A 25820-nucleotide genomic window follows, 5' to 3' on the forward strand; every position below is an offset into this window, starting at 1 on the left:
AGAATTTCTATACTAAAAGCATTAACTGCTTATATGTCCGTTTTATTTTGCCATTTGTCCACCTCACCAACACAGCAAATTTCTGAATATACTTTTTTTAAGGTTTTCAATATTTTAGGAATTATAATAAAGAAGCAATAAATGAAAACATTATATTTGTGGTAAGAGGTGAAGGGACATCATGTATAGAGCAATTGCTATTATAGCAGGTTCTGTGTTAATTGGATTTGCATACAATTGGTTTTTAATCCCCCATAAAGTACTAAGCAGCGGTATTAGCGGTATTGCTATGATTATAGGAATTTTAACGCCTGCAAGTACGGGAACAATGAATTTTTTGTTGAATTTACCCCTTTTAATTATTGGTTTTATGAAGTTAGGAAAGCGGTTTGTTTTACATACGCTGCTGTCCGTTGTGGCTTTATCAATTGCTTTATACGTGATTCCCTTGAGAGCTGTTAGTACAGATCCTATTCTGTCAGCTGTTTTTGGAGGAGTTTTAACTGGAATTGGCGTAGGGTTTGTTTTTCGTCAGTCGGCTTCGACAGGTGGATTTGATATTATTGCGATGCTTCTTACGCATAAAAAAGAATTTCCGCTTGGCGCTATATTATCAGCGATGAATGCCGTGGTTGTATTTGTTTCAGGTTTTTTTGTGAATTGGGACGCGGCTTTATATACGATGCTTTCGATTTTCGTCACAGGAAAAGTAGTGGATGCGATTCATACTCGCCATATTAAGCTCACGTTAACCATTATTACGAGAAAAGGCGAAGAAATGAAGCAGCAGCTTCTTACGAATTTGGTGCGCGGCGTGACGTTAATGAACGGTGAAGGAGCTTATTCAAGAGAAGACCGTAAAATATTAATGACGGTTATTTCACGCTATGAGCTTGCAAACCTCAAGCAGTTAATTCAATCGGTGGATCCTGAAGCTTTCGTAAATATTACAGAAACGGTAGAAGTAATGGGGCTGTTTCGACGGGATGCTTATTAATTTATCTGTTATTTCAGCGCTGATTTATGATAAATAGCCATTTTTATAGTATAAAAGTTATAAAAAAAGCCTTAAGAGTAGTTCTTGAGGCTTTTTTTGCGTAAAATATGAGTAAGAAAATATCGTGTATAAAAAGTATAAAAACGGGAATTTGATAGAGTACATAAAATATTGACATCAAAAAGGAGAGACTATATGACGGTAGAATATCAGTTAACGAAAAAGAAATATTACGAAACGTTTATGCAAGAAAATGAAAATCAGCCGCCTGTAAAGGTCCTTGGACAAGCTTATTACGAAGAGCAGCAAAAAGAGTGGTACGACTTATCTCTCGTTCGCTTAGCCCAGGGAGAAGTGTACTTCCATAATCAAGATTTTGAGTCCGCGATTTTTAAGTGGGAGAATGTAAATGGTGAATTTAAGCTGTGGGCGAAGAAAAATACAGCCGACGCGCATTATGAATTGGGGTTGTCTACGCTAGCTGAAGAGCTTTACCTATCCATCGAAACGGATTCAAAAGTATTAAAAGCTGAAATAGCGCTAAAGCTGTTTTCGCTTTATACGGACCATAACAATATTGAACGAGCTTATGAAGTCATTAACGAGTTGGTTGCTTCTCAGCCGGATTATCCAAACGTCACGGCGATTGCACGCAGATTTTATGAAGAGCAAGAGGACTTTAACAGCGCAGTGGAGCTTGCGGTAGATGAGTGTATTCGGACAGAATCGTTAAATTGGTTTGCGGTATTAAAGACTTACGTAGATAAAGGATATACAGCAAACTTTATCCCTAACTATTTTTATCAAGTGATGATTGCATTTTACAAAGTGGATCAAGTGTATTTCAAACAGCTTGTCTCAGCTTTATGGAAACAATATAAGAGCCAGCCTCCTTATCTTGCTTGGATTAAAACCATCAATGATATTTTCTTGAATATTGAAGTGGGCCTCTATGATTATTGGCAGGAGATTTCCACTCTATATCAAGAGACGTACACCGACCTAATGGAAAGTGATCATTCTGTAAAGGAATTGCATGAAGTCATTCCAAACGTATTAACAAACTGGCTTAAAATTACCAATAAGTCACGTGCGTTATTTCCGTCTGCGGCCGTGCTTTCATGGAATGAAAAGTTTCCGTCAACTATTGATACCATTACAATCGAAAATGCAGGCAGATTAATTTTTGAGGCGCGTAACGACATTGATGGTCTTGAATATCACTACAAGCTTTGCCATGGCATTATTAAATGGGCTAATGAAAATGGTTTAGAAGTGGGGCACACCTTTAAATGGTGGGTAGATTTTTTATTAGATGCTCATACGACACACTTATTAATTACAGGAACAAATGCTGCAACGTCTTCATTTGTGGGATCGATTACAGAAGAAAAGGTACCGCAAAATCACGAAACAACCTTTGTGTTCATTCATGATGAGGAAGAATCTATCCAGCAAATCGCTGATCAAGAAATCATTCCGATGGAAACGATTGACGGAGCGGAGCAATCTCCTCACCAGGCGCTTGTAGAAGTGAAAAAACCTTTTGTGTTCCTTGATAAGCATAATTGTTCATGCATTGTTACGCCAAGCTTTACAGAACAAGAGGCACGTGAGCAGGATGCATTTAAATATGCTCCTTTAGCAGATGGTTTACTGTTTGTGCTTGATGCAAAAGAATCGCTGCTTGATGAAGAAAGAGAATTATTGCTGGAGATTAAAGAGCATGCGCCAAATACGCCAGTTCATTTTGTCATCAACAATATGGACAGTCTTTATAATCAAGCAACGATTGAGCGAATTACAAAAGAATTTGAAGCAAGCATTGGAGCTGATTTCCCGCAGGCACATGTATTAGCCTATACGCCTCACTACGTATCGAGTCAGCACCACGGAGACTTGGCTCAGTTTATTAAAGCTAATTTCTATTACGATCCAAACGACGTTGGAGTAGAAGAGCGTGCGCGCAGACTGCTGTTCTTCATTCAAAGCATGCTAAAGAGCTTAGTGGAGAAGAGAAATCAAACAGAAAATCATTTGATTGAAAGCATTAAATGGAACGAAGATATGCTTGTGCGATTAAATGGCTTCTTGCATCGAGTGGATGACTTAGAACAAGAAAAAGCGAGTAGTATTGTTTCGGCTTATCACGGCATCAAAGAGGATATTAGCAAAAAGCTAAAAAATAAAATTCCTCGTTTACTCAAAAAGTCTTCAGAATTAGTGAAGGAAGACAGTGATTTTAGTACGGTTCATATTGAGCTGAATAAACAAATGAATATGCGCGTGGAAGAGCACTTGCAGCAAGATGTCCTGCCCAAGTTCCGCATTTCTTTAAAGGACTGGATTGCTACATCAAATGAAGAGCTGATTGCGAGTCAAGTAGATATTGAAGAAGTAGCAGAGTCATTAAATAAGATGTACAATGAGCAAAAATTAACGTTAGACTGCGATTTTAAAGTGCTGGACGACTGGCGACGCGACGTTAATCGTATGGCTAATCGGGTTCAGCTGGATGAAGAAAATATTTTACTTCGCGTTAATCCAACGCAGCTCTTGTTAAAAGGAGCAGGAAAACTGTTTTCTTCCATTCTTCAAAACCAAACGCTGCTTTATAACCAATATAAAAAGTACATTGAAAGTCAAGACTATCAAGATATTACAGAATCAATGCTGGCAAAGTTTTTTATGCAATTTAATTTATTTGAGAAAAATTTAGAAGTTGATATTGAACTATTCTTTGAAAAGCCAAAAGAGGTTTTAAAAGAGACGATTGAAGAAACACAGGCGCATATTAATGAAAATCAAGACGTGTTAAGTCATATGAAAGCCAATCCTGAAGCTTACTATGATCCTTTAACATTATTCCAGCTGAGCTTGCGTCAGTATGAGCTAATGGTTAAAGCTACAGAAGAAGTACACTACAACGTATAAAAGGTGGAGCAGGATGTATTTAACGATAAAAGAAGCAGCAGAGTATCTATCTTTTCCTGAAGAATATGTGCAGAAATTGATTCAAGAAGGAAAAGTACGAGCTATATTTGATGGTGAAAACTACTTATTAAATAAAGAGCAGTTCAACACCCATTTAGAGCAAATGGAAAAGTACAAAAAACAAATTGAAGAATACCTAAATGAGCCTATCCCTGAAGATATGGACGTAAAAGATGAAGATTGAAGGCAGAAGTAGAAAACAGATGTTTTCTGCTTTTTTCTTTTGGAATGAAAGTGTTAAAAAAGGTAAGATATGAAAGAAATGTCGAAAAAAGTTGGAATTTCGTTAAAGATGTAGTCTTTTTAGATGCTTTTTTTATATAATGAAAGTATGCTAAACAAAAAGGAGAAGGTCTATGCAACGATCAAGACAGTTAAGGCTGATTTTATTGCTTGCCCTGATTGTTGTGGCTGCGTTTTTAATTATTATTATTTCGAAAACACAAGGGATTATAAGTCAGCAAACGACAAAAAAAGTAGAAAACACAAGCGTTGCAATTCTCACTTCTGATGTACTTACAGATCAAAGCTGGGGCAGTCTAGCTTATAAAGGAAAAATCAACATCGAGCAGCAGTACCCTGTTTCGGCTCAAGTTATTAGCGAAGTAAATACGAACCAAAAAATGAAGGAAGCTGCTGAAAAAGTTATTCAAAGTGGAACAAAAGTGGTAATTGGACATGGAAGAGAATTTTCTACCGTTTTTACAGAACTCGCTCCTAAGTATCCTCATGTTCATTTCGTCACCATTCACGGTACTTCAACTTATAAAAACCAAACGGTATATACATTTGATCAAACCAAAATAGAGTATCTGGCAGGTACGGCAGCTGCCATGAAGACACAAACGAAAAAAATTGGATTAATTGATACATTTGCCAAAGAAAAGAATCTAGGATTTGAACAAGGAATTAAAGCGTATAATCCATCGATTGCTTTTTATTATCGAGTTGTAAACAGCCGAGACGATGGAGCAAAAGCAGTAAAGCTGCTCCGTGAGTTAAAAGATGAAGGCGTCGATGTCGTCTATGCTAAAGGGAATTCGTATAATCAAGAAGTTATTCAAGAAGCGAAAGCACAAGGAATATACGTAATAGGATATTTAGATGATCAGGCGTACATGGGTAGGTCTGTTATTTTAACAAGTGTGATCAATGATGTTCCCCAAGCTTACAACGTGATTATGAAAGACTATTTCAGTAAAAAGGGTCTTCCAACTGGAGAAGTCAAACTTGACGCCAAGGACAGTGTTTATAAACTAGCACCTTTTGGACCGATGTACAGTAAACGGGAAAAACAAATTTTATATTCGAAAGTTAGAATGTCTACACAGCCGAAGTAACTATGAAAAAGAAAGAGATGATTATGAATCAATTATTTCGCAACATGTCATTCCGTAGCCAAATATTAACGATTCTTCTTTTGATTACATTCATGTTAAGCGGGTTCTCTTTAGTTTTAGTGCATGCCGTTGATAAAATGAATCATGTAAGCAACGAAATTAAAGATGAAGATGTTCCTCAAATGGTGTGGCTTTCTTATTGGGAAGAGCAGCTGAACATAAAAGAATACATTGTGAAAAATAATCTAAAGAACCCCACTGTCTCTTTGATAGAAGAATATCAATCATATGATAAACGAGTTATCGAAAATAATGAAAGATATAAGCAGCCTGTGCCAAAATCGTTGATTCCACTGAAGGAAAAAATTGAGCTGCTGGATTTTAAGATTTCTAATAACGTGCAAGGCCTGCTGAAGTATGGGGATATAGAGGGAGCAAAAGAGTATCTTAATGAAAATTATTTGCCGGATTTGCATCAGATAAAAAAAGATATTAATAGTTCAAAAGAAGAGACAGTTGATTCACTTGATACACTATCAGATACACTGTCTGTCATTATTAAAGATTCATTAATTTTATTATTAATTTTAACAGTAAGTGCTATTGTGGCTTCTCTTTATGTTTCTTATCGCATGAGTGCGAGCCTTACGAAACCAATTGAACAAATGATTGAAAAAGTGAATGACATTGCAGACGGAGAATACGGTCTTGTTCTTCAAGACACAAAGCAAATCGAGCTGAAGCAGCTTTCGGCTTCTATCAATCAAATGTCGGTTAGTTTAGAAGATTCATTTTGGAAAATCATTAAAGATAAAGCTTATCGCCAGCAGATCTTAAATTCACTGCCCGTTGGAATTATTACAATGGAAGATGAGACAAATAGTATATTTGCCAATACCTCAGCAAAGCAGTTTTTAGATCTCGAAGAAAAGGATATTTGCAGGTATATGGAGGAATGTCCTGAATATAATACTGAATTTTGGAGCATGTTGAATTCGGGAGAAATTCACGAAAATAAAAAAGTATTTTTTGAAACGAAAGAGACGTGCTATTGCTTTTTAGCCTCTCAAACCCAGCTGTTTAACGAGCAGAACGAAAGCATCGGAAGAATTTTTTATTTCATTGATATATCCGATACCGAAGAATTAGAAAAGCGAATGCATCAGTCTGAGAAACTCGCTCTAGTTGGAGAAGTGGCAGCCGGAGCCGCTCATGAGATTCGTAATCCTCTTGCCGTGATTCATGGATTTATATCTCTTATGAATCAGTCTCTTTCTGATGAGGAGAAAAAGCGTTTATACCTGCCTCTGCTTATGAAAGAGCTAGAGAGGATTAACTACATCATTGAAGAAATGCTGTTGTTATCAAAACCAGGGACTCCGGTGATGAAAAAAGTCAGCATGCAGGAGATTATTAATGAGCTATTGCCTTTGATTACTCACTCAAGCAAATTTACAGAAAAAGATAAGCTTATCTTCGATGTGAAACTGCAGCCGTATATATTAAAAGTAGATGAAAAACAAATCAAACAAGTTCTTCATAATTTAATTCGAAACAGTATGGAAGCCATGGATGGAGAAGGAGTCATTACAATCTCCTCGCAGGTTCATGAAGATAGCTACTGTCTATACATTGAAGATACTGGAAAAGGAATTCCTTTGCATATGCAGCAGTCTCTGTACCAGCCGTTTTACACTTCAAAAGATAGCGGAACAGGTCTTGGTCTGCCAATTGCTCAGCGTATTCTAGAAAGCCACGGAGGACAGATTAAATTATTATCTACTTCTTCCCGCGGCACAGTTTTTGTTATTAAATTCCCTCTGCATTAAGAAAACAGCCTCAAAAGGGCTGTTTTTTAATGTGCTGTTAAAATAAGAGGACCGTTTTTCGTAATCGCAAGTGTATGTTCAAATTGAGCGGATAATTTACCGTCTGTTGTACGAGCCGTCCAACCGTTTTTATCCATTTTAGAATGCCATGTACCAGCGTTTACCATTGGCTCAATTGTAATAACCATACCTTCTTTTAAACGTGTACCTTTGCCAGCTTTTCCATAGTGAAGAATTGTAGGTGCTTCGTGCATGGTATTTCCAATTCCGTGTCCTGTGAAGTCGCGTACCACAGAGAATTTTTCGCCTTCTACATAGCTTTGAATAGCGTGGCCAATGTCACCTGTACGATTTCCTGGCTGTGCTTGCTCGATTCCTTTTAAAAGCGCTTCGTATGTAACATCTACTAGACGCTGTGCTTCGTCTGAAATGTCTCCAACGGTATGAGTCCATGCGGAATCTGCTAAGCCTCCGTTTAAATTTACAACCATATCAATGGTTACGATATCACCGTCTTTTAAGGGTTTAGTTGTTGGGAAACCATGGCAAATTTCATCATTTAAAGAAGCGCACGTTGCATATTGATATCCTTTGTATCCTTTTTGTTCCGGCGTTGCTCCGTGCTTTGCTAAGTATTCTTCAACAAATTTATCAATTTGCATTGTTGTTATGCCTGGTTTGATCATTTTAGCGATTTCTTTATGACAAGAAGCTAATAATTTACCTGCTTCGTGCATTAAATTAATTTCGCGTTCACTTTTTAATGTGATCATTGTTGTTCACTCCTTTTTTGATGTAACTTTACGAAAAAAGTTAAGCAGCGGTTATAGGGATGAAAGTCGACTATTCATCAGTTCATTCTTCTTTATTTGAAAATCCAAGAAATACAGAAGCCGTCTGCTATGGGGCGATATAAAATCATCCTTAATCATAACGCCCAATGGTAGGAAAATGCAAGATGCAGGCTTAAAAAGGAAGGGTTTGACGATAGGCATGTAGGGAAAACTGATAAATGAACGTTGAATTGGAGCATTCTCTATAACAAATGCGGTATGATATAGTAAAATAAATGAAACAAAACAATTCTTTAGGAGGGGTATAGGAAAATGAGTGAACATGGAAAATTTATTGGATTTGCAGGTACATATACAAAAGCAGGCAGTGAAGGTGTCTATACATTTACGTTAGATACGAAGGCTAAAAAAATTGTAGAAGTAAAAGCCGTGGCTAAAATTGAAAATCCTACATACTTAAATGCAAGCAAAGACAACGAACATCTTTATACAGTTATTAAAGAAGGAGAAAAAGGCGGAGTAGCTGCTTTTAAGATTGACCCAAACACAGGGCAATTGAAATTTGTAAACAAACAGCTGCTAGACGGCGCGCCTCCTTGCTATGTTTCAGTGAATGAAGATAATACGCTTGTTTTATCTGCTAATTTTCATAAAGGGAGCGTTGAGACGTATTCTGTTAATGAAGAAACAGGAGAAATTGAATATGTAGCATCCGTAGTGGAACATCCTCATTCAGACCTCAAAAAAGGACAAAAAGGAAAACCACACGTACACTATGCCGATTTTACTCCTGGAGAAAAGCACGTGGCTGTTGTGGACTTAGGTATTGATGAAATCGTGACATATGAAGTGGAAGAGAATAAATTGAAGGAAGTCAACAGTCTTTCTACATCTGTTGGTTCGGGCCCTAGACATTTAACGTTCCATCCAAATGGCCGCTATGCCTATGCAATGACAGAATTCAGCTCTGAAGTTTTATTTTTAACTTATGACGAAACCAAAGGAAGCTTTACTCAACAACAAGCTACTTTAGCGATCCCGGCTGATTTTACAGAAAATAATCAAGGGAGTGCGATCCACATTTCTTCAGATGGCCGCTTTGTCTATGCAGGAAACCGCGGACATAACTCGATTGCAACATTCAAAGTAGATCAGGATTCTGGACAGTTAACATTCGTAGAATGGACAGGCACTGAAGGCGACTGGCCGCGCGATTTTGTTTTGGATCCAACGGAACAATTTATTGTAGCGTCTAATCAAGAAACAGGAAACTTGGTACTGTTTGAAAGAGACCAAGAAAGTGGAAAGCTAACGCTTCTTCAATCTAACGTTACGGTTCCAGAAGCTGTGTGCGTAAAGTTCCTCTACTATAAGTAATCGATGTAGAAAGCCAGATCTGATCAAAGAACAATCAGGTCTGGCTTTCAAACCTAAGCGGCTGTCACTCCCCTTGCGGGGTTAGTGCCATCCGCATAGGTGAACCTTTGAGGGAATAGTCAGGTAGTGCGCGTTCCTTAGCATCATTTATAATCTATCTATATATGGAAGAAAAGCCCTTTTGGAGGGCTTTTTTTTTCTGGGATTATAGTAGAATGAAGAGAGAACGCATGAAAGGCTGAGGTGATAAGTGTGGAAAATATATGTGAGTATCCAATTGTACAAGCTCCCATGGCAGGAGGAGTTTCGACGCCTAAACTAGCTGCAGCAGTATCTAATAGCGGAGGGCTAGGGTTTTTAGCTGCGGGATATAAAAGCGCGCGTGAATTGGAGCAGGAAATTATAGAGATGCACTCTCTTACGAAAAAACCTTTTGGAGTGAATCTGTTCGTTCCGACAAATGAAAAAATAGCAGTTGATGCACTTGAATGTTACCAAAAAGAACTGTCAAAAGCAGCTGAATATTTGGAGTGTCAAGTTGGTATACCAAAGAATGATGATGATGAATGGAGTGCTAAGCTCGACATCATTCAAAAACATCAGATATCTGCTGTGAGCTTTACATTTGGGTGTCCAGATCGAGAGATTATAGAACGATTAAAAGAAAATGGAAGCCGTGTTTTCGTTACGGTTACAACACCTCAAGAAGCCGAAGTGGCTTTGAGAGCAGGAGCGGATGCGCTATGTTTGCAAGGCATTGAAGCCGGCGGCCATCGATCTACTTTTTTAGAGAGTTCGGTGGATTACCCGCTTATGAAATTGCTGAAAGAAGTTCGCTCAATCACCAAAAAGCCATTGATTGCTGCGGGAGGATTGATGACGGGGTCTGCCATAAAACGTGTGTTCCAAGAAGGGGCTTCTGCTGCCCAGTTAGGTACGGCTTTTATTTGTTGTCCAGAAAGCGGAGCGAGTGCTCTTCATAAAGAAAGCATTCTTCAAAAGCGTTTTAATGAAACAGGTGTCACACGAGCTTTTACAGGGAAACGTGCTAGAGGATTTGTGAATGCCTTTTTTATTTCCTATGATAAATCAGCACCATCCGCCTACCCTCATATTCATTACATGACAAAGCCTATTCGAGCAAAAGCTACACAAATGAATAATTCAGAGTATGCTTCTTTGTGGGCAGGAACTGGATTTACGCTGGCAAAAGAACTGCCTGCACATCTTATTGTGGAAGAGCTTGTACAAGAACTAAATGAATGATGAGAATTAAGGTGTTGCTTGCTTTAAGCGCAAGCCGCTTTACATAAAGAAGGTGAACTTATAGTGCAAAACAAATTTACGATTGGACAAATGGCCAGACTGCATGATATTCCGGTTAAAACACTTCGCTATTATGATGAAATTGGCCTGTTCGAGCCTTACGAAGTTGATCCACAAACCGGTTATCGATATTATACGTTAGAACAATTTAAGAAATTAGATATCATTGTTTATTTAAAGCTGATGGGAGTTCCGTTAAAAGAAATTAAAAGAAAGATGGAGCACAGCAGCTTGGATGAATTTATTGAAACTTTAGCGGAATATCAGAAGGTAACAAAAGAAAAAATTCGTCACCTTCAAAGAGTGAATGCGCAGTTAACAACTCGAATGAAGGAATTAGAACAGACGAGACATATTAACCAAATAGGAGTCCCGTTCATCAAACACCTTTCTTCTCGTGAGGTTGTTCAAGTAAAAGCGGAGGTAGGCACGTTAGACGGGACTGAAAGTGTTCTGCGTGATTTAAAAAAGAAAATTAGCCATATTACCCCGATTATGATTGGGAAAGTAGGGTTTATGCTATCGGTAGAAAACACGAAAAAACAACAATTTACAGATTACGATGGCATTTTTTTATTGGTCGAAAGTGATGTTTCTTTTAAGCATGAACTCGTTACGTTAATACCTGAAGGCGATTACGCATCTATTTATATGAGAGAAAAGAGAGATACCACAGGAGTCTATTACGATGCGTTACTGAACTTTATTAAAGCGGAAGGATACAAAGCAGAAGGTCCTTTCTTAATTCGGCGGATTGTAGATTCCTTTATTTCTCATCATGAAGAAGAGCGACTGACGGAAATTCAAATTCGAATTACGTCTTGACTATCCAGTAGCTGGAGGGTTTAAGATAAGACTATTGTAAAACTGCTGAAGGGAGAGACAACAATAGATGAATCAGCAAAGTATTTCCCAAGGAATGTCTTTAAGCCGAGGAAATCGCATTTTATTTATTTTAATTTTGGGTTCACTGAGCGCATTTGGACCGTTATCAATCGATATGTATTTGCCAGCGCTGCCGACGCTTGCGAAAGAATTACATACTTCAGCTTCTTTAGCGCAGGTCAGTCTGACAGCTTGCTTATTGGGCTTAGCATTTGGGCAAGTGGTCATGGGGCCATTCAGTGATATTCGCGGCAGGAAAAAGCCGCTTGTAGCAGCATTAATCACCTATGCAGTTGCATCTGTTTTATGCGTGTTTGCACCGTCTATTTGGATTTTTATCGTTTTGCGATTTATTCAAGGTATGGCAGGAGCAGCAGGAATGGTTATTTCAAGAGCGAGCGTGCGAGACTTGTTTTCAGGTTCGGATTTAACAAAGTTTTTCTCCATGCTTATGCTTGTAAATGGATTAGCTCCTATTTTAGCTCCGGTTGCTGGTGGACAGCTGCTGACGATTATGTCGTGGCGAGGAGTATTTAGTGTGCTAGCAGTGATTGGTGCACTAATGTTTTTTGCTGTTTTATTTGGTTTAAAAGAAACGCTTCCGCCCGAACGCCGTAAAGAAGGTGGATTAACAGAAGTACTGCGCACGTTTGGCGTATTGCTAAAAGATGGTGTCTTTGTGGGATATGCGCTGGCGCAAGGTTTTATTATGAGTGCCATGTTTGCTTATATTTCAGGTTCTACATTTGTCCTTCAAGACATTTATGGCCTGTCTCCGCAGATGTTCAGCTTTGTTTTTGCGATTAACGGTTTTGGACTCATTATAGCTACTCAAGTGACAGGACGTTTAGCGGGTAAAATAAAAGAAGCTACTCTTCTTATGTATGGATTGCTTCAAGCAGCCGTTGGAAGCGTGCTTTTAGTGGCCGTGATTGCTACTCACATGTCCGTTATTTTGGTCTGCATCTTGCTTTTCTTTGTAGTATCGAGCGTAGGAATTGTGAACACAACCGTTTTTTCACTCGCTATGGAAAATCAAGCTTCGAACGCGGGAAGTGCTTCAGCGCTTCTAGGGTTGCTTCCGTTCTTGCTCGGAGCAGCCGTAGCTCCTCTTGTTGGTCTTGGAGGAGGGCAAAATGCTCTGCCGATGGGCATTGTGATTATGGTCTGTGATTTATTAGCATTAGGTGTGTACATGACGTTAGTGAGAAGGAAAACTGCATCATAAAAAAGCTACTTGGCTTTTCAACAGCCAAGTAGCTTTTTTAGTTATTGAGCTTTGTGCTCGTGATTTTCAAACGGCATTGTAACGCCAAGGTTTTGAATTTCTTTTTTTGCATTTTCCAAAATGGTTTCAGCTTTCGCTTTTGTTTCAGCATCTAGCCCGCTTAGAAAATCTTTCTTTTTAGCAGGAAAATTCACGCCAAGTTCTTTTAATTTGGCTTCCGCTTGTTCTTTAGTCAGCGTGCCGTCGCGAAGCTGATCCATAATAGCTTTCGCTTTTTTCTTCGTAGCCGCATCTAGATTGTTAAAAGGACCGCCTCTATGTTCAGGAAAATTCACGCCAAGTTCCTTTAATTTGGCTTCCGCTTGTTCCTTAGTCAGCGTGCCGTCGCGGAGCTGATCCATAATAGCTTTCGCTTTTTTCTTCGTAGCCGCATCTAGATTGCTGAAGGAGCCGTCTTTGTGCTGAGGCAAGCTTACGCCGAGTTTCTGTAATTTTTCCCGTGCTTTTTTCATAATATCATCCACTTTTTGCTGTGTTGCATCATCTGTATTTGTTGTACTGTCATTTGTTCGCTCTACAACCGTTGAAGAGCTTGTTTCATCTTTGCTTGCTGCAAATGCCGTGGAATTTGCAGCGGCCATAACTCCTAGTGTTAAACCGCTTGCCATGATATAACCGAATAGTTTCTTTTTCATGCTGTTGTCACTCCTTAAAAGTTATAGGGGTGTGGTACAGAGCCGTCCACAATTGTTAATGTAACCACCAATAGTGAAAAAATGGTGAAAATAGATAAAAAACGAAAAAATATAGACGTTTGTTGAACTATACAGCTCTTTTATTGGATAACAAAATGAAAATCGATATGATTTTATCTAAGCAACAGCAAAAAAGAATGGAGACTTTATATAGATGAACGTTCTTAAAAAATTGGCAATAGCTTTGATAGTTGTGATAGCTGTAAGCCTGGTATTTTTGTTTCTCGATGAGTTAAAGCAAGGTCCAACGCTAGAAGATTTTTCAGGAGCAACTGAGTTGCATCCTGTCGTAGAAGAAAAGAAAAATAAACTTGTTCAACAAGCAAGTGACCAAGGAATCTCGATTGTAATTACGGAAGGTTTCCGTTCAAAAGAAGAACAAGATAAGCTTTATGCAAAAGGCAGGACGGAAGAAGGTAACATTGTTACCTATTCAAAGGGCGGTCAGTCTTATCATAACTATGGACTAGCTATTGATTTTGCTATTCAGTTAAAAGACGGACGAGTTATTTGGGACATGAAATATGACGGTAATAACAACAATCAGTCTGATTGGATGGAAGTTGTAGACATCGCAAAAAGTTTAGGGTTTGAATGGGGAGGAGATTGGCAAGGTTTTAAAGACTATCCTCATTTTCAAATGAGTCCGGAAAATATAAAAGACCACACACGCTAACAAAGCGTGTGTTTTTTTAGAGGGATAATATAATTTTACTATATTTATGTCAGAACCTCTAACACGAATAGAAGCTTGTAGTTTCTTTTTTTATTAATTTACCGTTAAGAGAATTATATATATTAATATAATAAAAATATAGACAGATAATTAGAAAGAGGGGTGATTAGAGAGAACTGCCCCCTAAAAATGAAAGACAATTCGTATAAAGATATGCGTTAACTAATATAATCTATTGATTAAGCTTATACAAGTACCTTCAGCCTAGCGAACGTATGCTTACATATCGGCAAATGCCAACAAAGCCTTTTATTTTTCTAGCATATTTTATTTGAAGATAGTTCATTTAGATTACAAAAAAGAGATAATTTGTCAACTGTTGACTTTGCTTTAAGGGTAAGAATATAATTTTTAACATATTTTAAATATTTTAAAAATTTAAATATTTATTATTGTTCGCAGATTAGGAGGGGGAAAATGATTGTTTTTGACAGAGTGAATAAATATTACGGTGATTTTCACGTATTAAAAGATATCAATTTAACAATTGAAAAAGGTGAAGTTGTCGTCGTAATTGGACCTTCGGGTTCAGGTAAAAGCACGATGCTGCGATGCATAAATTATTTAGAAACAATATCTAACGGACAGTTAACCGTAAATAATATATTGGTCGCGGATAAAAAAACAAATATTAACAAACTGCGCCGCAATATAGGTATGGTGTTTCAGCATTTTTATTTATATCCGCATAAAACGGTTTTAGAAAATATCACTTTAGCACCTATGAAAGTATTGGGACAGTCGTCAAAAGAAGCTAAGAAAACAGCCCTATACTATTTAAATAAAGTAGGAATCGGTGAAAAAGCTAACGCCTACCCGTCCCAGCTGTCAGGCGGCCAGCAGCAGCGTGTAGCTATTGCGAGGGGACTTGCGATGAAACCAGAGATTATGCTTTTTGATGAGCCTACCTCTGCTCTTGATCCAGAAATGATTGGAGAAGTGCTGGATGTCATGAAAACATTGGCTAAAGAAGGAATGACCATGGTAGTTGTAACTCATGAAATGGGGTTTGCAAAAGAAGTAGCGGACCGCATTGTATTTATGGATCAAGGAAAAATCTTGGAAGAGGCAACTCCGGCTGAGTTTTACGAAAACCCGCAAGAAGAAAGGGCACGTTTATTTCTTAGCCGTATTTTAAATCATTAATTGTTTACTAGGGGGAGTAATATGAAGAAATCAAAAACGTTTTTAAAGGCAGCTGTGCTTTCATTAGCAGCGGCTATGATGTTAGCAGCTTGCGGAGGGAAAAGTGAAGAAACGAGTGGATCCTCAGCTAAAAAAGATGCGCTCACTGAAATTAAAGACCGAGGGAAAATCGTCATTGGGGTTAAAAATGATACACGTTTGTTCGGATTAAAAAATCCGAAGACGGGTGAAGTGGAAGGTTTTGATGTTGATATTTCTAAGCAGCTGGCTAAAGAAATTTTAGGGGATGAAAACAAGGTAGAATTTAAAGAAGTTACGTCTAAAACAAGGGTTCCTCTTCTTCAAAAAGGAGATATTGACGCTGTTGTTGCGACAATGACTATTACAGACGAACGTAAAAAAGAAGTGGATTTTACGGATGTGTATTTCCAAGCTGGCCAGTCTCTTCTTGTGAAAAAAGGCAGTAAAATTAAAAGCGTTGATGATTTGAAGAAAGGTACTAAAGTGTTGGCTGTTAAAGGATCAACTTCAGCTATTAATATTCGCGAAAAAGCACCAGAGACAATGGTATTAGAATTTGAAAACTATGCGGAAGCATTTACAGCTTTAAAATCTAAGCAAGGAGATGCTTTAACAACTGATGATGCTATTCTTTATGGAATGGCTGATGAAGACCCTTCTTATGAATTGGTAGGAAAGCCGTTCACAGAAGAGCCTTATGGCATTGCTGTGAAAAAAGGAAACAAAGAGCTTGTAGATGCATTAAACGATGCGCTTAAAAAGATAAAAGACTCTGGAAAATATGATGAAATTCACGACAAGTGGATCAAACAATAAGCGTACAGTTTTCTTTTCTCAGGATGAGCAGCATTATGCTCATCCTGCTTGTTTAGTTGAAAGGAGGAAGAAAATTATTGGATTTTTCAATTTTGACGAACAATATGGATCTTTATTTAGAAGGTTTTAAGTACACCATTATCGCCAGTCTGATCGCTTTAGTGGCCAGCTTTGTACTTGGTACAATCATTGCGGTTATGCGAATAGCACCTCTTAAAATCGTGAATGTAATTGGTACGGTCTATGTAGAGTTCATTCGTAATATTCCACTTGTGGTTATCGTCTTTTTTATTTTTATTGTGGCAGGAATCAGTGGTACAGCGGCCGGAGTGCTGGGATTAACTATTTATACGGCAGCTTTTATAGCCGAAGCTATACGGGCAGGAATTATGGCTGTTCCAAAAGGGCAGCTTGAAGCGGCACGTTCATCTGGCCTTACGTACGGTCAGGCGATGCGATTCATTGTATTGCCTCAAGCGATTAAAATCGTCATTCCTCCTCTTGGGAATCAATTTATTAATTTAGTAAAAAACTCATCCGTGTTAGGGATTGTTGCTGGCTTCGATTTAATGTATCAGGCAGATCTTGTTTCCTCTCGAACTTACGTAGTTTTTGATGTGTATATTTTTGTGGCTTTGTTCTATTTAGTTCTAACCATTCCGTTGAGTTTAGGAGTTGGTTATCTTGAGAAACGTCTTGGTAAAACGAGCTGAAAGGAGTGAAAGTGATGGATTTTATGGGTGCTTATTCTCCTGATCATCTTTCCTTCTTAATGGAAGGATTTTGGGTCACTTTAAAAGTAGCATTCATTTCGATTGTATTAAGTTTTCTTATTGGAAGTATAGTAGGTATTTTTAGATATGCCCGCATTCCAGTTCTGTCTCATGCACTTGCTTTTATCGTAGAGATTATCCGGAATTTGCCGCTGCTTTTGATCATCTTTTTTACATACTTTGCTTTACCTGAAATCGGAATTGATATGGAAATTACGTCAGCAGCGATTGTGGCCCTCACTGTATTTGAATCTGCTATGATTTCAGAGATTATCCGAAGCGGATTAAAATCAGTTGAAAAAGGACAAATTGAAGCGGCGCGTTCATCAGGTTTAAACTATTACCAAACGCTTCGTTTTATTGTACTGCCACAAGCTTTGCGAAGAATGGTACCTCCTTTGGTTAGTCAATTCATTTCCTTATTGAAAGATACGTCGCTTGCCGTAGTCATCGCACTTCCTGATTTGCTGCATAACGCTCAAATTATTTACGGACAGAAACAAAGTTATGTGGTGCCGATGTTTTTAATCATCGCAATGATGTATTTTATTGTGAATTATGCTTTATCAATCATTGCGCGAAAACTAGAAGTCAAAAGGGTATAGAGACTCTTTTGACTTTATTTTTGGAAAATAAATAACATTGACAATGCATTGATTCAACGCATAAAATGACTAAAGTAACAGTGGTTAAATCAGATCATTTTCATTCATTATATAGAAGAAAAAACAGTGTTGGCCTAACCCCTACTGAATATCCGGTAGGGGTTTTTGAGCAAGAAATGATTTGGTTACACTAACGCGTAAAATAAACAGAAGGGACGGGCATCATGGAAAAACAAGATCAAAATTTAAAAAAAGGTCTGTTGCCTCGTCATGTGCAGCTCATTGCACTTGCCGGCATGATTGGGACAGGCATTTTTAAAGGTAGCGCTGATACGCTAGGTATTGCAGGACCAAGTGTTGTACTAGCATATTTATTTGGCGGTCTTATCTTATTTATTGTAATGACAGCATTGGCGGAGATGGCAATTGTCTATCCGAATATGAACGTACAAAATTTAGTGCATAAGGCATTCGGTACGCAAACCTCTTTTATTGTAGGGTGGCTGTACTGGGTGAACTGGATTGTCGTGACAGTTGTTGAACTGCTTGCGGGAGGAAGCTTTTTGAAGTTTTGGTTCCCTTCTGTACCTCTTTGGCTCTTAAGCTTTCTATGTGCAGTGCTGATTGTAGGGATGAATTTATTTCAAGTTAAGTATTACGGAGAAATTGAGTTTTGGTTTGCCGGTATTAAAGTAATTGCTCTTACCGCTTTTATCATTTTGGGAGCTTTCATTTTATTCGGTGTGATTCCAAGTGATGTGCAAAACCCCTGGGCAAATTATACGGCTCATGGAGGCTTTTTCCCTCACGGCATGAGCGGTGTGCTGAGTGCCTTTTTAATTGTGATGTTCTCTTACGGCGGAGCTGAATTAATTGGTGTGGCCGTAACGGAAACAAAAGATGTGAAAAACGTGTTACCGAAAGTGATCAAAGGCACAGTATGGCGAGTGATTGGCTTTTATATTTTGCCTATTTTAATTATTTGCGGCCTTATGCCCTGGAATTCTGTATCAGGACAAGACAGTCCATTTGTGCAAGTGTTTAGTATCACCGGATTGCCGGGTGCGGCTCATATTATGAACTTCGTTTTATTAACGGCCGTTTTATCAGCAGCGAATTCAGGGATGTATGCAACTTCGCGTACGCTCTATGCTATGGCTCAAAGCGGAGAAGCATCTAAGCGCTTCTTGAAAGTTTCAAAAAACGGTATTCCGATTAATGGTTTAATGATTACGGCTGTTTGTATTTTAATGGGTGTGTTTTTAGCTTATAAAACACCGGATAATGTAATTAGTTATTTAATGACCATTCCGGGCTTCACGATTATTCTTATTTGGGTAAGCATTTGTTTAGCTCAATTAAAGCTGCGTAAAGGGTACAAAGAAAAGCCGTTTTTCGCATTAAAGTGGTTTCCTTATACAACGCTCTTTGCAACAGCAGCACTGCTTGTTATTTTTGTATCATTTATGTTTAACAAAAACAATGTGATTGGATCCAGTGTATGTGCGGTTATCTTGGTCGTACTCCTCATTTTTTCATTTATTAATAAAAGTCGAAAAGAAAAAAAGTTTGAAGTATAGCAAAAAGGCAATATACTAGAAAGACGAGGATAAAAGCTTGTCTTTCTTTTTTTGCGGAAATTTCTGTATCACGTTACATATTTCTAGATAAAATGTTTAGTTAAATAAATAAAGGATGAGGACTACAATGGAATCAAATAATGTATTTACAACAAACCCAAAGAAGAAATCAAAGCACTTAGCCATGATTTCTTTGGCGATTATGGGAGTGGGCTTCGCTGCCACAATGCCTTTTGGTGATTCAATTTGGGGTCGGTTGCTTCAAGGTGGATTCGAAGCTGGATTAGTCGGCGGATTAGCGGATTGGTTTGCCGTTACGGCTCTTTTTCGTCACCCTTTAGGCATTCCTATTCCACACACTGCGCTGCTTCCTAAAAACAGACAGCGTATTACAAGAGGGCTAGTCTCAACGCTTGAAAACGACTGGCTGTCAAAAGAAAGTATTCAAGAAAAAGTAAAAAGAATCGCGTTTACAAAGCGTTTGCTTCCGATTGTTCGAAAAGGTGTTCATTCGGAAACGATTCAACAAAAAGGAACAGCACTGCTTGTTGATGCGATTAATCGTGTGGATACAGAGAAAGTCGTTCCTATTATTGAAAAAGAGCTCAAATCATCGCTTTCAGCAATAGAGTTAAAGCCTATTGTGCATTCGATTGTTGGAGAAGTGGTAAAAAATCAGTATGATGAAAAAGCGCTTGATGTTCTTTTAAATAAAGGGGAGAGCTGGATTAAAAAAGAAGAAACACAGTATCAGCTCGGAAGTATTGCTAAAAATGCTCTTGATAATATTGAGCTTGATGGTATTTTACAATTTGCTCTCAAATCATTTCAAAGCATGATTAATGAAGAGAAGCTAGGGTCTATTTTGCAAAATTTATTGCTTTCTATTACAGGGCGTCTTCGTAACGAAGAGGATGAATACCGCCTTGCTTTGGTAAATGGAATTAGAAAAGAGCTGCAAGGCTTGGAGCAGAATGAAGAACTTCTTGAAAAATTAGAAGCATGGAAACAAAAAACGATTAATGAATTAAATGTAACGAATAAATTAACAAAAATCGTCGATAAAATGAAAGCTAAAGTGACAGCATTCATTGAAAGCCCTGAATTTATGGAAAGCTACGCCGTTCCTTACGTAGAGAGCTGGCTGAATGCTCTTGAAGGGGATGCACAGCGTCAAGAAGCAATTGATACGGCTATTCAAAAGCAAATCATGAGCTTTGTAGACGAGAATCATTCGAAAATTGGACAGCTTGTTCAAGAAAACTTAGATAAATTAGATGATGAAACACTTGTGGATATGATGGAAAACAATGTCGGAAAAGATTTGCAGTGGATTCGAGTGAACGGAGCTCTATGTGGATTCTTGATTGGTATTGTATTAACGGTTATTAAATTAGCGGTATAAAAAAAGAAGCACGCTCCTTTTGGAGTGTGCTTTTTCTATTAATCATCTATTTCTACACTGATCACGCCGCCGTTTTTGGCATCTACTGAAACAGTTGCTTCACGTTTATCGGCTGTGTCAATTTCAATTTCATATACTAAACGGTTATTTTCTTGGTCTAGATCCGTTTCATTGACGGTTCCTTTAGCACTCTTTAAAGCTGTTTTTATCGCTTGATCTAATGAAATAGCAGGGGAAACGTTTTGAAGTTCCTCTTCTTTCTCATCTTCATCGTCTTTTTGCTCTTCATCAAATTCAACGATTTTACCGCTGCTGCTGTCAATGTCTACATCGTATTCTTTATTACCTTTTGTGATGTCTACTTCATATTGTTTAACGCCGTCATCTATGGCTAATTGGATATTTGTAATGTCGCCGCCGTCTGTTTTTTGAAGGGCAATGTCTTTTGCCTTTGCTTCTTCAATCGTTGTGGTTTGCTTCTTATCATTGCTTTTGGACTGGTCTGTCATTGCATATGCGCTTGCACCTAATCCACCGACTAGTACTGCACTGGCTAAAACGGTTGTAATAACTTTCATATGTTATGGCCTCCTCGATTTGTTGTTAAGACTATCTTAGCCAATGAACTTTAAAGGAAAAGAAGAAGAAGTTTAAAATTTTCTTAGAAATAAATAAAAATGGATAAAAAAAGCACAGCTTTCCGCTGCACTTTTAATCATCGTCATTTTCATAGGTGATGGAATCTACATGTCCAGAGTAAGCATTTATCATCACTTTAGCTTCTCTTGTTTTAGACTGATCAATTTCGACTTCGTAGAAGGTTTGGTCTTCTTCCTCTTCTATTTCAACTGAGGAAAACGTTCCTTTTACTTTTTGTAAAGCAATGTCTCTTGCTTGTTCCATTGAAATGAGAGGCTCGTCGGATGTAGGAGAAACTGGTGGCTGCTCGCTCTTTTTTTGTTCTTCTTCTGTATTATTTTTAGTTTGAGTAGACGTTTGTTTCTCTACTTTTTGTTTGATTAATGACTGGACTTCTCCATTTTCTCCATTTACTGTGATGTGGTATGGAATATCATCATTAAGCAAAGTGATTCGATAAATCGGTTCATCATCTTTTTGGGAAAAGCTTGCATTTTCAATAGTGCCGCCATATTTTTGCTGAATCATACTGCTGACGTCCGATTCCGATAAAATTGTATCAGGCCGATTCACTGCTTTTGCTATTCCGTAAAAGCAAGCTGAACCAACAGCAAGAAAAGTAAGTATAAAAAGCACCGTTTTCTTCATACATTCACCTCCAGTATCTTAAAAAGTAGTATAGCAGGCAATTCTTAAAAATCTCTAAGAAAAGGCGAGAAATCAAAGAGGAAAGCAAACGGTTACTGATGTCCCTTTTCCTTCTTGGCTGCTAATCTCAATACGCCCGCTATGAGCCTCTACAATCTTTCGAGCAATGGATAATCCAAGTCCAGAACCACCGGTTTCTCGATTTCTTGCTTTATCTACGCGAAAAAAGCGTTCATACACGTTTGATAAGTCTTCTTTTGGAATACCAATTCCTTGATCTGTGACCGTAATCATAAAGCTTTTGCTTCTTGTGATAGTTACTTCCACTGCTTTTTCACTATATTTAATGGCATTATCTAAGAGGATGTACAGCAGCTGCTTTAAGCGTTTTTCATCCGCTGTTACGACGGGATGATCCGTTTTTATATTTAAATAAATGGTTCGTTCAAAGGCTTGTTCTAGATGCTTGATTGTTTGGTTACAGACGGCCGCCACATCTACGTGTTCCATGTGAAGCTTCCACTGCGACTCATCTTTCGCAAGCACAAGCATTTGAGACGTAAGCTGTTTCATGCGTAACGACTCAGAGTGAATAGCTTCGATGGCTTCTTCTAAAATATCCGGCCGCTTCATTCCCCATCGTTTTAGCATATTGGCATAGCTTTCTACAACGGTAAGGGGTGTTTTTAATTCATGAGAAGCATCGGATACGAACTGCTCTTGTTTTTTATAGTTTTCCTCTAATAAATCCATCATATTATTGAAGGTGTTGGCCATTTGATCTAACTCATCTTTAGAAGGAGAAGAGAGGTCAATTTTTTTGAATGTGCGAGACACTTGAATTTCTTCCATAGTATGAATAAGAGATTTGATAGGCCGCAAAATAATTTTACTTAAAAGCCGTCCAGCAAATATAGTCGGAATTAATATAACAAGAGAGGCAATTAGCAAGATAAATTTTAATGTCTGTAATGATTGTTCCACATCTGCCAGTTGTTCCGTGACTTCTAAAGAAACAACTTCACCGTTCGTCCAAATGACGGGGGTGTGTGAAATCGCGTATAGGTGGCCGTCATCTTCTTTGATGCTTGTTTGTTCATTTGAATAATAGGAATAAGGTAAGTCCTGAAGCTCTTTCGTTTGATCCGTAACGGATACAACTAAAGGACTGCCGGATTTAGGTAAAATACGAATCATTCCGTTAGGAGGCAAATAGGCACGAAGCAAATTGGTTTGTTTGACCGTCGTACTCGTTTGTTTTAAGCCGTTTGTTACGTTGCTTGTTTCTGCTTGCAAACGTTCAATTGCATTGTCTTCCATGGTCTTCTTGAAAATGAAGTAAATCGAACTGTTTGCAATCACTAATAAAATAAAAAGCAGCGCAGTTGATGTAAGAATAATCTTTGTTTGTAGTTTCATAAGCTACTCCTTCAGCATGTAGCCAACGCCGCGCACTGTTTGAATGTAAGGAGTTGAGAATGAAGCATCAATCTTTTTACGTAAATAACGAATGTATACGTATACAATATTTGTGTCTCCGTAGTAATCAAATCCCCAAACGTTTGTAAGAAGCTGTTCAAAGCTCAGCACTTGATTTTTGTTTTGAAGCATATAGACAAGCAAATCATATTCTTTAGGAGTCAGCTCAATAGCTTCATTTTCACGCGTGACTTCTCGCGTTTTTTCGTTAACGACTAAATTGCCTAGTTGCAGAGTGGCCGTTTCTTGTTCAGCAGGCGATGTTGATGCAGGATGGCGAAGCCATACGCGAATGCGTGCAAAAAGCTCTTCAATTTGAAAAGGCTTTGTAATATAGTCGTTTGCTCCTAAATCTAGTCCGCTTACCTTATCAGGAAGGGCGTCCCGAGCTGTTAATAAGATAACGGGCGTTTGATCATCATTTGCTCGAATGCGACGAAGTACTTCGAGTCCGCTCAGTTCAGGAAGCATCACATCTAAAAGCAGCAAATCCCAATCGTGTTCTTGAAACTCTGCCAATCCTTCTGTCCCCGTATAAGCCATGCCTGTTTCGTACCCTTCATGTTCAAGCTCGAGCTCAATTAAACGAGCAATTTTGCGCTCATCTTCTACTATTAAAATTCTGCCTTTACTCAACAAAAATTCCCCCTTGTGTCTATGTATAGTTGCGTACATTATAGCACGAAGAGATTGGGGGTGTATAAAAACAGCCGGAGGTTAGTCCGGCTGCTGATCTGCTGAAAGAGGAAGGTGCAAGATAATGGCAGTGCCTTCGTGAAGAATAGATCTTACTTCGATATGGCCTTTATGAAGTTCACAAATAGCTTTTGCGATGCTCATGCCAAGCCCAGCACCTTCTGTTTTTTCCGTTGTATTTGTGCCGCGGTAATAGCGGTCAAATAAATTTTTCTGCGTTTCTTTATCCATTCCAATCCCATCATCTTGAATCTTAATTAAGACACGGTCACTTTTTATCGCGGTCGAAATTGTAATAGTAGTATTCTCAGGGTTATGTTTAATGGCATTAAAAATTAAATTATCAAGCATTCGTTCAAACCAGCGCGGATCAGCTTGAATAAAAGGTTGAAGGTGAACGGGCACATAAGAGAATTGAACATTTTCAATGGTTCTATCGTTAACGAATTTTAAAACAATATGCTGAAGCAATTGATGAACGTCCACTTTTTTTGTTTCTAAGACAACCACATTATTTTTAAGCTTAAAGGCCAGTGAAAAATCTTCCACAAGCTCCACCATGTATTCACTTTTGTCACGCAGCGTTTGGCCAATTTCTTTTAGCTCTTCTTCGTTCCAATTGTAATGGCCGCTTTCCAGCATATGCCCATATCCTTGAATCGTTGAAAGAGGTGTCCGCAAATCATGTGATATTCCCGTCATCCATTCTTCGCGAGTGATTTCTAGCTGCTTTCGTTCTTTTTCAGCTAAGCTAAGCTGCTCCGCCATCTCATAAAAAGCTGTGATTACTTCTGAATACAGGCGATATTGAAAACGTACTTTTCCATTCTTTCGAAAGACCCGTTTCCGCTCTTTTTCTGTTAGGGCCTCTGAATAGTTTCCTTTGCCCATACGTTCAAGCCAACTTGTGAAAAGGAGAAGAGGGCCCCCGTATCTAAAAGCATTCCAAATTGAAATAGATATAGTTGCTAAAAGAACTGAAACAGTAACGATAATTGCGCCAATTACTATTTTTTTAATAATTGAGTAGTCAGAAATAGTTTGATGTTTGTTAGGGGTATGAAAAATCCATGAATAATTTTTCTTTGAATCATGAAAAATTGTAGCTGTAGATTCATATTTATCTTGTTCAATTTTTCGGGAAATAATGTCTAAAGGCTCATACTGCTGTTTTGTTTTGGACATTCGAAAGGAAGCAACAACTTCGCCTTGGTTGTTAATAACTTGCAGAGAAGCATCCTTACTTAATAACTGCTTTTCCAATTGAGGTACTTTTTCTTTTATTGGAAGGCCGCCTTGGCTGTAATTTTTATATAAATCGTGTAACTGGTCTTTTAATTCATTTTTATAGCCTAGTATGTAGTATGTAGGTTGTACAAGAAACGTATCCAGTTCTGTGACGATATGATAATCTCGAAATTTTTTCTGCTTTTCAATATCGAGTAGTTGAGTGATTGTATAATGCTTAGGGATATTCTTGGGAGTATTGACTTCTCCAATTACATCTCCTTTCTTGTTTACTACTTGATACCATAAGTTTTCACTTTTAATTTGTTTCGTTAAATCTTTTGGTATAGTAGCTTTTCCATTTTCAATAACTGTATCAGTCGTTAACATGCTTAGAGATCCTGTAGGGAAGTCTCTTCTTATATCTTGATTTGTAAGATATACAGCTATAAATATGAAGCAACAAAAAATAACACAGCAAATGCAAATAGAAGTCATAATAAACTGAAATGAAAAATGAAAAG

Annotated in this window: 23 protein-coding genes; 16 read left to right on the plus strand and 7 right to left on the minus strand. The window is 38.1% G+C overall.

Features of this window, described 5'->3' with window-relative positions; genetic code table 11:
* The first annotated feature begins 181 nt into the window (after positions 1-181).
* The 5 genes from ACN6NE_RS12400 (at position 182) to ACN6NE_RS12420 (ending at position 7160) form a co-directional block, all read left to right on the plus strand.
* The gene (locus tag ACN6NE_RS12400; RefSeq protein ID WP_013055060.1) at positions 182-997 is read left to right on the plus strand and encodes a YitT family protein; all 816 of its coding nucleotides are present in this window, start codon (positions 182-184) and stop codon (positions 995-997) included.
* A 195-nt stretch (positions 998-1192) separates the two neighbouring features.
* Positions 1193-3931: a GTPase domain-containing protein gene (locus tag ACN6NE_RS12405; RefSeq protein ID WP_129705774.1), complete on the plus strand. Its 2739-nt coding sequence runs from the start codon at positions 1193-1195 to the stop codon at positions 3929-3931.
* Positions 3932-3944: 13 nt separating this feature from the next.
* Positions 3945-4175, plus strand: a complete 231-nt coding sequence (locus tag ACN6NE_RS12410) for a helix-turn-helix domain-containing protein (RefSeq protein WP_013055062.1) — start codon at positions 3945-3947, stop codon at positions 4173-4175.
* Positions 4176-4347: 172 nt separating this feature from the next.
* A complete protein-coding gene (locus tag ACN6NE_RS12415) occupies positions 4348-5331 on the plus strand; it encodes a BMP family ABC transporter substrate-binding protein (RefSeq protein ID WP_129705776.1) in 984 nt (327 codons plus the stop codon).
* Positions 5332-5354: 23 nt separating this feature from the next.
* On the plus strand, positions 5355-7160 hold the full coding sequence (locus ACN6NE_RS12420) for an ATP-binding protein (protein ID WP_474325408.1): 1806 nt from the start codon (positions 5355-5357) through the stop codon (positions 7158-7160).
* A gap of 26 nt (positions 7161-7186) precedes the next feature.
* On the opposite strand, the gene map is transcribed toward ACN6NE_RS12420, so the two are convergent.
* Positions 7187-7933, minus strand: a complete 747-nt coding sequence (map, locus tag ACN6NE_RS12425; RefSeq protein WP_025752900.1) for a type I methionyl aminopeptidase — start codon at positions 7931-7933, stop codon at positions 7187-7189.
* Positions 7934-8266: 333 nt separating this feature from the next.
* On the opposite strand from map, the gene ACN6NE_RS12430 reads away from it, so the two are divergent.
* From ACN6NE_RS12430 to ACN6NE_RS12445, 4 genes are all read left to right on the plus strand, one after another.
* Positions 8267-9331, plus strand: a complete 1065-nt coding sequence (locus ACN6NE_RS12430) for a lactonase family protein (RefSeq protein WP_474325410.1) — start codon at positions 8267-8269, stop codon at positions 9329-9331.
* 252 nt (positions 9332-9583) lie between these two features.
* Entirely contained in the window at positions 9584-10597 is a 1014-nt protein-coding gene (locus ACN6NE_RS12435; protein WP_129705782.1) for an NAD(P)H-dependent flavin oxidoreductase, read from the plus strand.
* Positions 10598-10660: 63 nt separating this feature from the next.
* Positions 10661-11482: a MerR family transcriptional regulator gene (locus ACN6NE_RS12440; RefSeq protein ID WP_474325411.1), complete on the plus strand. Its 822-nt coding sequence runs from the start codon at positions 10661-10663 to the stop codon at positions 11480-11482.
* 67 nt (positions 11483-11549) lie between these two features.
* Positions 11550-12770, plus strand: a complete 1221-nt coding sequence (locus tag ACN6NE_RS12445) for a multidrug effflux MFS transporter (protein ID WP_474325413.1) — start codon at positions 11550-11552, stop codon at positions 12768-12770.
* Positions 12771-12811: 41 nt separating this feature from the next.
* On the opposite strand, the gene ACN6NE_RS12450 is transcribed toward ACN6NE_RS12445, so the two are convergent.
* Entirely contained in the window at positions 12812-13465 is a 654-nt protein-coding gene (locus ACN6NE_RS12450) for a hypothetical protein (RefSeq protein ID WP_129705786.1), read from the minus strand.
* Between the two features lie 214 nt (positions 13466-13679).
* On the opposite strand from ACN6NE_RS12450, the gene ACN6NE_RS12455 reads away from it, so the two are divergent.
* The 7 genes from ACN6NE_RS12455 (at position 13680) to ACN6NE_RS12485 (ending at position 20607) form a co-directional block, all read left to right on the plus strand.
* Positions 13680-14201, plus strand: a complete 522-nt coding sequence (locus ACN6NE_RS12455) for a M15 family metallopeptidase (protein ID WP_129705788.1) — start codon at positions 13680-13682, stop codon at positions 14199-14201.
* 477 nt (positions 14202-14678) lie between these two features.
* The gene (locus tag ACN6NE_RS12460; protein WP_129705790.1) at positions 14679-15407 is read left to right on the plus strand and encodes an amino acid ABC transporter ATP-binding protein; all 729 of its coding nucleotides are present in this window, start codon (positions 14679-14681) and stop codon (positions 15405-15407) included.
* A gap of 21 nt (positions 15408-15428) precedes the next feature.
* Entirely contained in the window at positions 15429-16244 is an 816-nt protein-coding gene (locus ACN6NE_RS12465) for a transporter substrate-binding domain-containing protein (RefSeq protein ID WP_129705792.1), read from the plus strand.
* A gap of 104 nt (positions 16245-16348) precedes the next feature.
* Positions 16349-16957, plus strand: coding sequence for an amino acid ABC transporter permease (locus tag ACN6NE_RS12470; protein ID WP_129705926.1), 609 nt, complete (start codon positions 16349-16351; stop codon positions 16955-16957).
* A gap of 14 nt (positions 16958-16971) precedes the next feature.
* On the plus strand, positions 16972-17622 hold the full coding sequence (locus tag ACN6NE_RS12475) for an amino acid ABC transporter permease (protein WP_129705794.1): 651 nt from the start codon (positions 16972-16974) through the stop codon (positions 17620-17622).
* 224 nt (positions 17623-17846) lie between these two features.
* Entirely contained in the window at positions 17847-19202 is a 1356-nt protein-coding gene (locus ACN6NE_RS12480; RefSeq protein ID WP_013055076.1) for an amino acid permease, read from the plus strand.
* Between the two features lie 127 nt (positions 19203-19329).
* A complete protein-coding gene (locus ACN6NE_RS12485) occupies positions 19330-20607 on the plus strand; it encodes a DUF445 domain-containing protein (protein WP_474325416.1) in 1278 nt (425 codons plus the stop codon).
* A 38-nt stretch (positions 20608-20645) separates the two neighbouring features.
* Here the strand turns inward: ACN6NE_RS12485 and ACN6NE_RS12490 are convergent, their stop codons facing one another.
* From ACN6NE_RS12490 to ACN6NE_RS12510, 5 genes are all read right to left on the minus strand, one after another.
* Positions 20646-21185, minus strand: coding sequence for a PepSY domain-containing protein (locus tag ACN6NE_RS12490; protein ID WP_129705798.1), 540 nt, complete (start codon positions 21183-21185; stop codon positions 20646-20648).
* Between the two features lie 133 nt (positions 21186-21318).
* Positions 21319-21894 carry a PepSY domain-containing protein gene (locus ACN6NE_RS12495; protein ID WP_474325418.1) on the minus strand — a complete coding sequence of 192 codons (576 nt, stop codon included), beginning with the start codon at positions 21892-21894 and terminating at the stop codon, positions 21319-21321.
* 72 nt (positions 21895-21966) lie between these two features.
* Positions 21967-23313: a HAMP domain-containing sensor histidine kinase gene (locus tag ACN6NE_RS12500; RefSeq protein ID WP_474325420.1), complete on the minus strand. Its 1347-nt coding sequence runs from the start codon at positions 23311-23313 to the stop codon at positions 21967-21969.
* 3 nt (positions 23314-23316) lie between these two features.
* The gene (locus ACN6NE_RS12505) at positions 23317-24009 is read right to left on the minus strand and encodes a response regulator transcription factor (protein ID WP_057240186.1); all 693 of its coding nucleotides are present in this window, start codon (positions 24007-24009) and stop codon (positions 23317-23319) included.
* An 81-nt stretch (positions 24010-24090) separates the two neighbouring features.
* On the minus strand, positions 24091-25686 hold the full coding sequence (locus tag ACN6NE_RS12510; protein ID WP_474325422.1) for a sensor histidine kinase: 1596 nt from the start codon (positions 25684-25686) through the stop codon (positions 24091-24093).
* Positions 25687-25820 lie beyond the last annotated feature (134 nt).

It is taken from the genome of Priestia sp. 53B2, from assembly GCF_056099005.1.

Bases quoted from the DNA above. Each gene is read 5' to 3' on its own strand.
- ACN6NE_RS12400 (WP_013055060.1), top strand. From the start codon at position 182: ATGTATAGAGCAATTGCTATTATAGCAGGTTCTGTGTTAATTGGATTT.
- ACN6NE_RS12405 (WP_129705774.1), top strand. From the start codon at position 1,193: ATGACGGTAGAATATCAGTTAACGAAAAAGAAATATTACGAAACGTTT.
- ACN6NE_RS12410 (WP_013055062.1), top strand. From the start codon at position 3,945: ATGTATTTAACGATAAAAGAAGCAGCAGAGTATCTATCTTTTCCTGAA.
- ACN6NE_RS12415 (WP_129705776.1), top strand. From the start codon at position 4,348: ATGCAACGATCAAGACAGTTAAGGCTGATTTTATTGCTTGCCCTGATT.
- ACN6NE_RS12420 (WP_474325408.1), top strand. From the start codon at position 5,355: ATGAATCAATTATTTCGCAACATGTCATTCCGTAGCCAAATATTAACG.
- map (WP_025752900.1), bottom strand. From the start codon at position 7,933: ATGATCACATTAAAAAGTGAACGCGAAATTAATTTAATGCACGAAGCA.
- ACN6NE_RS12430 (WP_474325410.1), top strand. From the start codon at position 8,267: ATGAGTGAACATGGAAAATTTATTGGATTTGCAGGTACATATACAAAA.
- ACN6NE_RS12445 (WP_474325413.1), top strand. From the start codon at position 11,550: ATGAATCAGCAAAGTATTTCCCAAGGAATGTCTTTAAGCCGAGGAAAT.
- ACN6NE_RS12450 (WP_129705786.1), bottom strand. From the start codon at position 13,465: ATGAAAAAGAAACTATTCGGTTATATCATGGCAAGCGGTTTAACACTA.
- ACN6NE_RS12455 (WP_129705788.1), top strand. From the start codon at position 13,680: ATGAACGTTCTTAAAAAATTGGCAATAGCTTTGATAGTTGTGATAGCT.
- ACN6NE_RS12460 (WP_129705790.1), top strand. From the start codon at position 14,679: ATGATTGTTTTTGACAGAGTGAATAAATATTACGGTGATTTTCACGTA.
- ACN6NE_RS12465 (WP_129705792.1), top strand. From the start codon at position 15,429: ATGAAGAAATCAAAAACGTTTTTAAAGGCAGCTGTGCTTTCATTAGCA.
- ACN6NE_RS12470 (WP_129705926.1), top strand. From the start codon at position 16,349: ATGGATCTTTATTTAGAAGGTTTTAAGTACACCATTATCGCCAGTCTG.
- ACN6NE_RS12475 (WP_129705794.1), top strand. From the start codon at position 16,972: ATGGATTTTATGGGTGCTTATTCTCCTGATCATCTTTCCTTCTTAATG.
- ACN6NE_RS12480 (WP_013055076.1), top strand. From the start codon at position 17,847: ATGGAAAAACAAGATCAAAATTTAAAAAAAGGTCTGTTGCCTCGTCAT.
- ACN6NE_RS12485 (WP_474325416.1), top strand. From the start codon at position 19,330: ATGGAATCAAATAATGTATTTACAACAAACCCAAAGAAGAAATCAAAG.
- ACN6NE_RS12490 (WP_129705798.1), bottom strand. From the start codon at position 21,185: ATGAAAGTTATTACAACCGTTTTAGCCAGTGCAGTACTAGTCGGTGGA.
- ACN6NE_RS12495 (WP_474325418.1), bottom strand. From the start codon at position 21,894: ATGAAGAAAACGGTGCTTTTTATACTTACTTTTCTTGCTGTTGGTTCA.
- ACN6NE_RS12500 (WP_474325420.1), bottom strand. From the start codon at position 23,313: ATGAAACTACAAACAAAGATTATTCTTACATCAACTGCGCTGCTTTTT.
- ACN6NE_RS12510 (WP_474325422.1), bottom strand. From the start codon at position 25,686: ATGTTAACGACTGATACAGTTATTGAAAATGGAAAAGCTACTATACCA.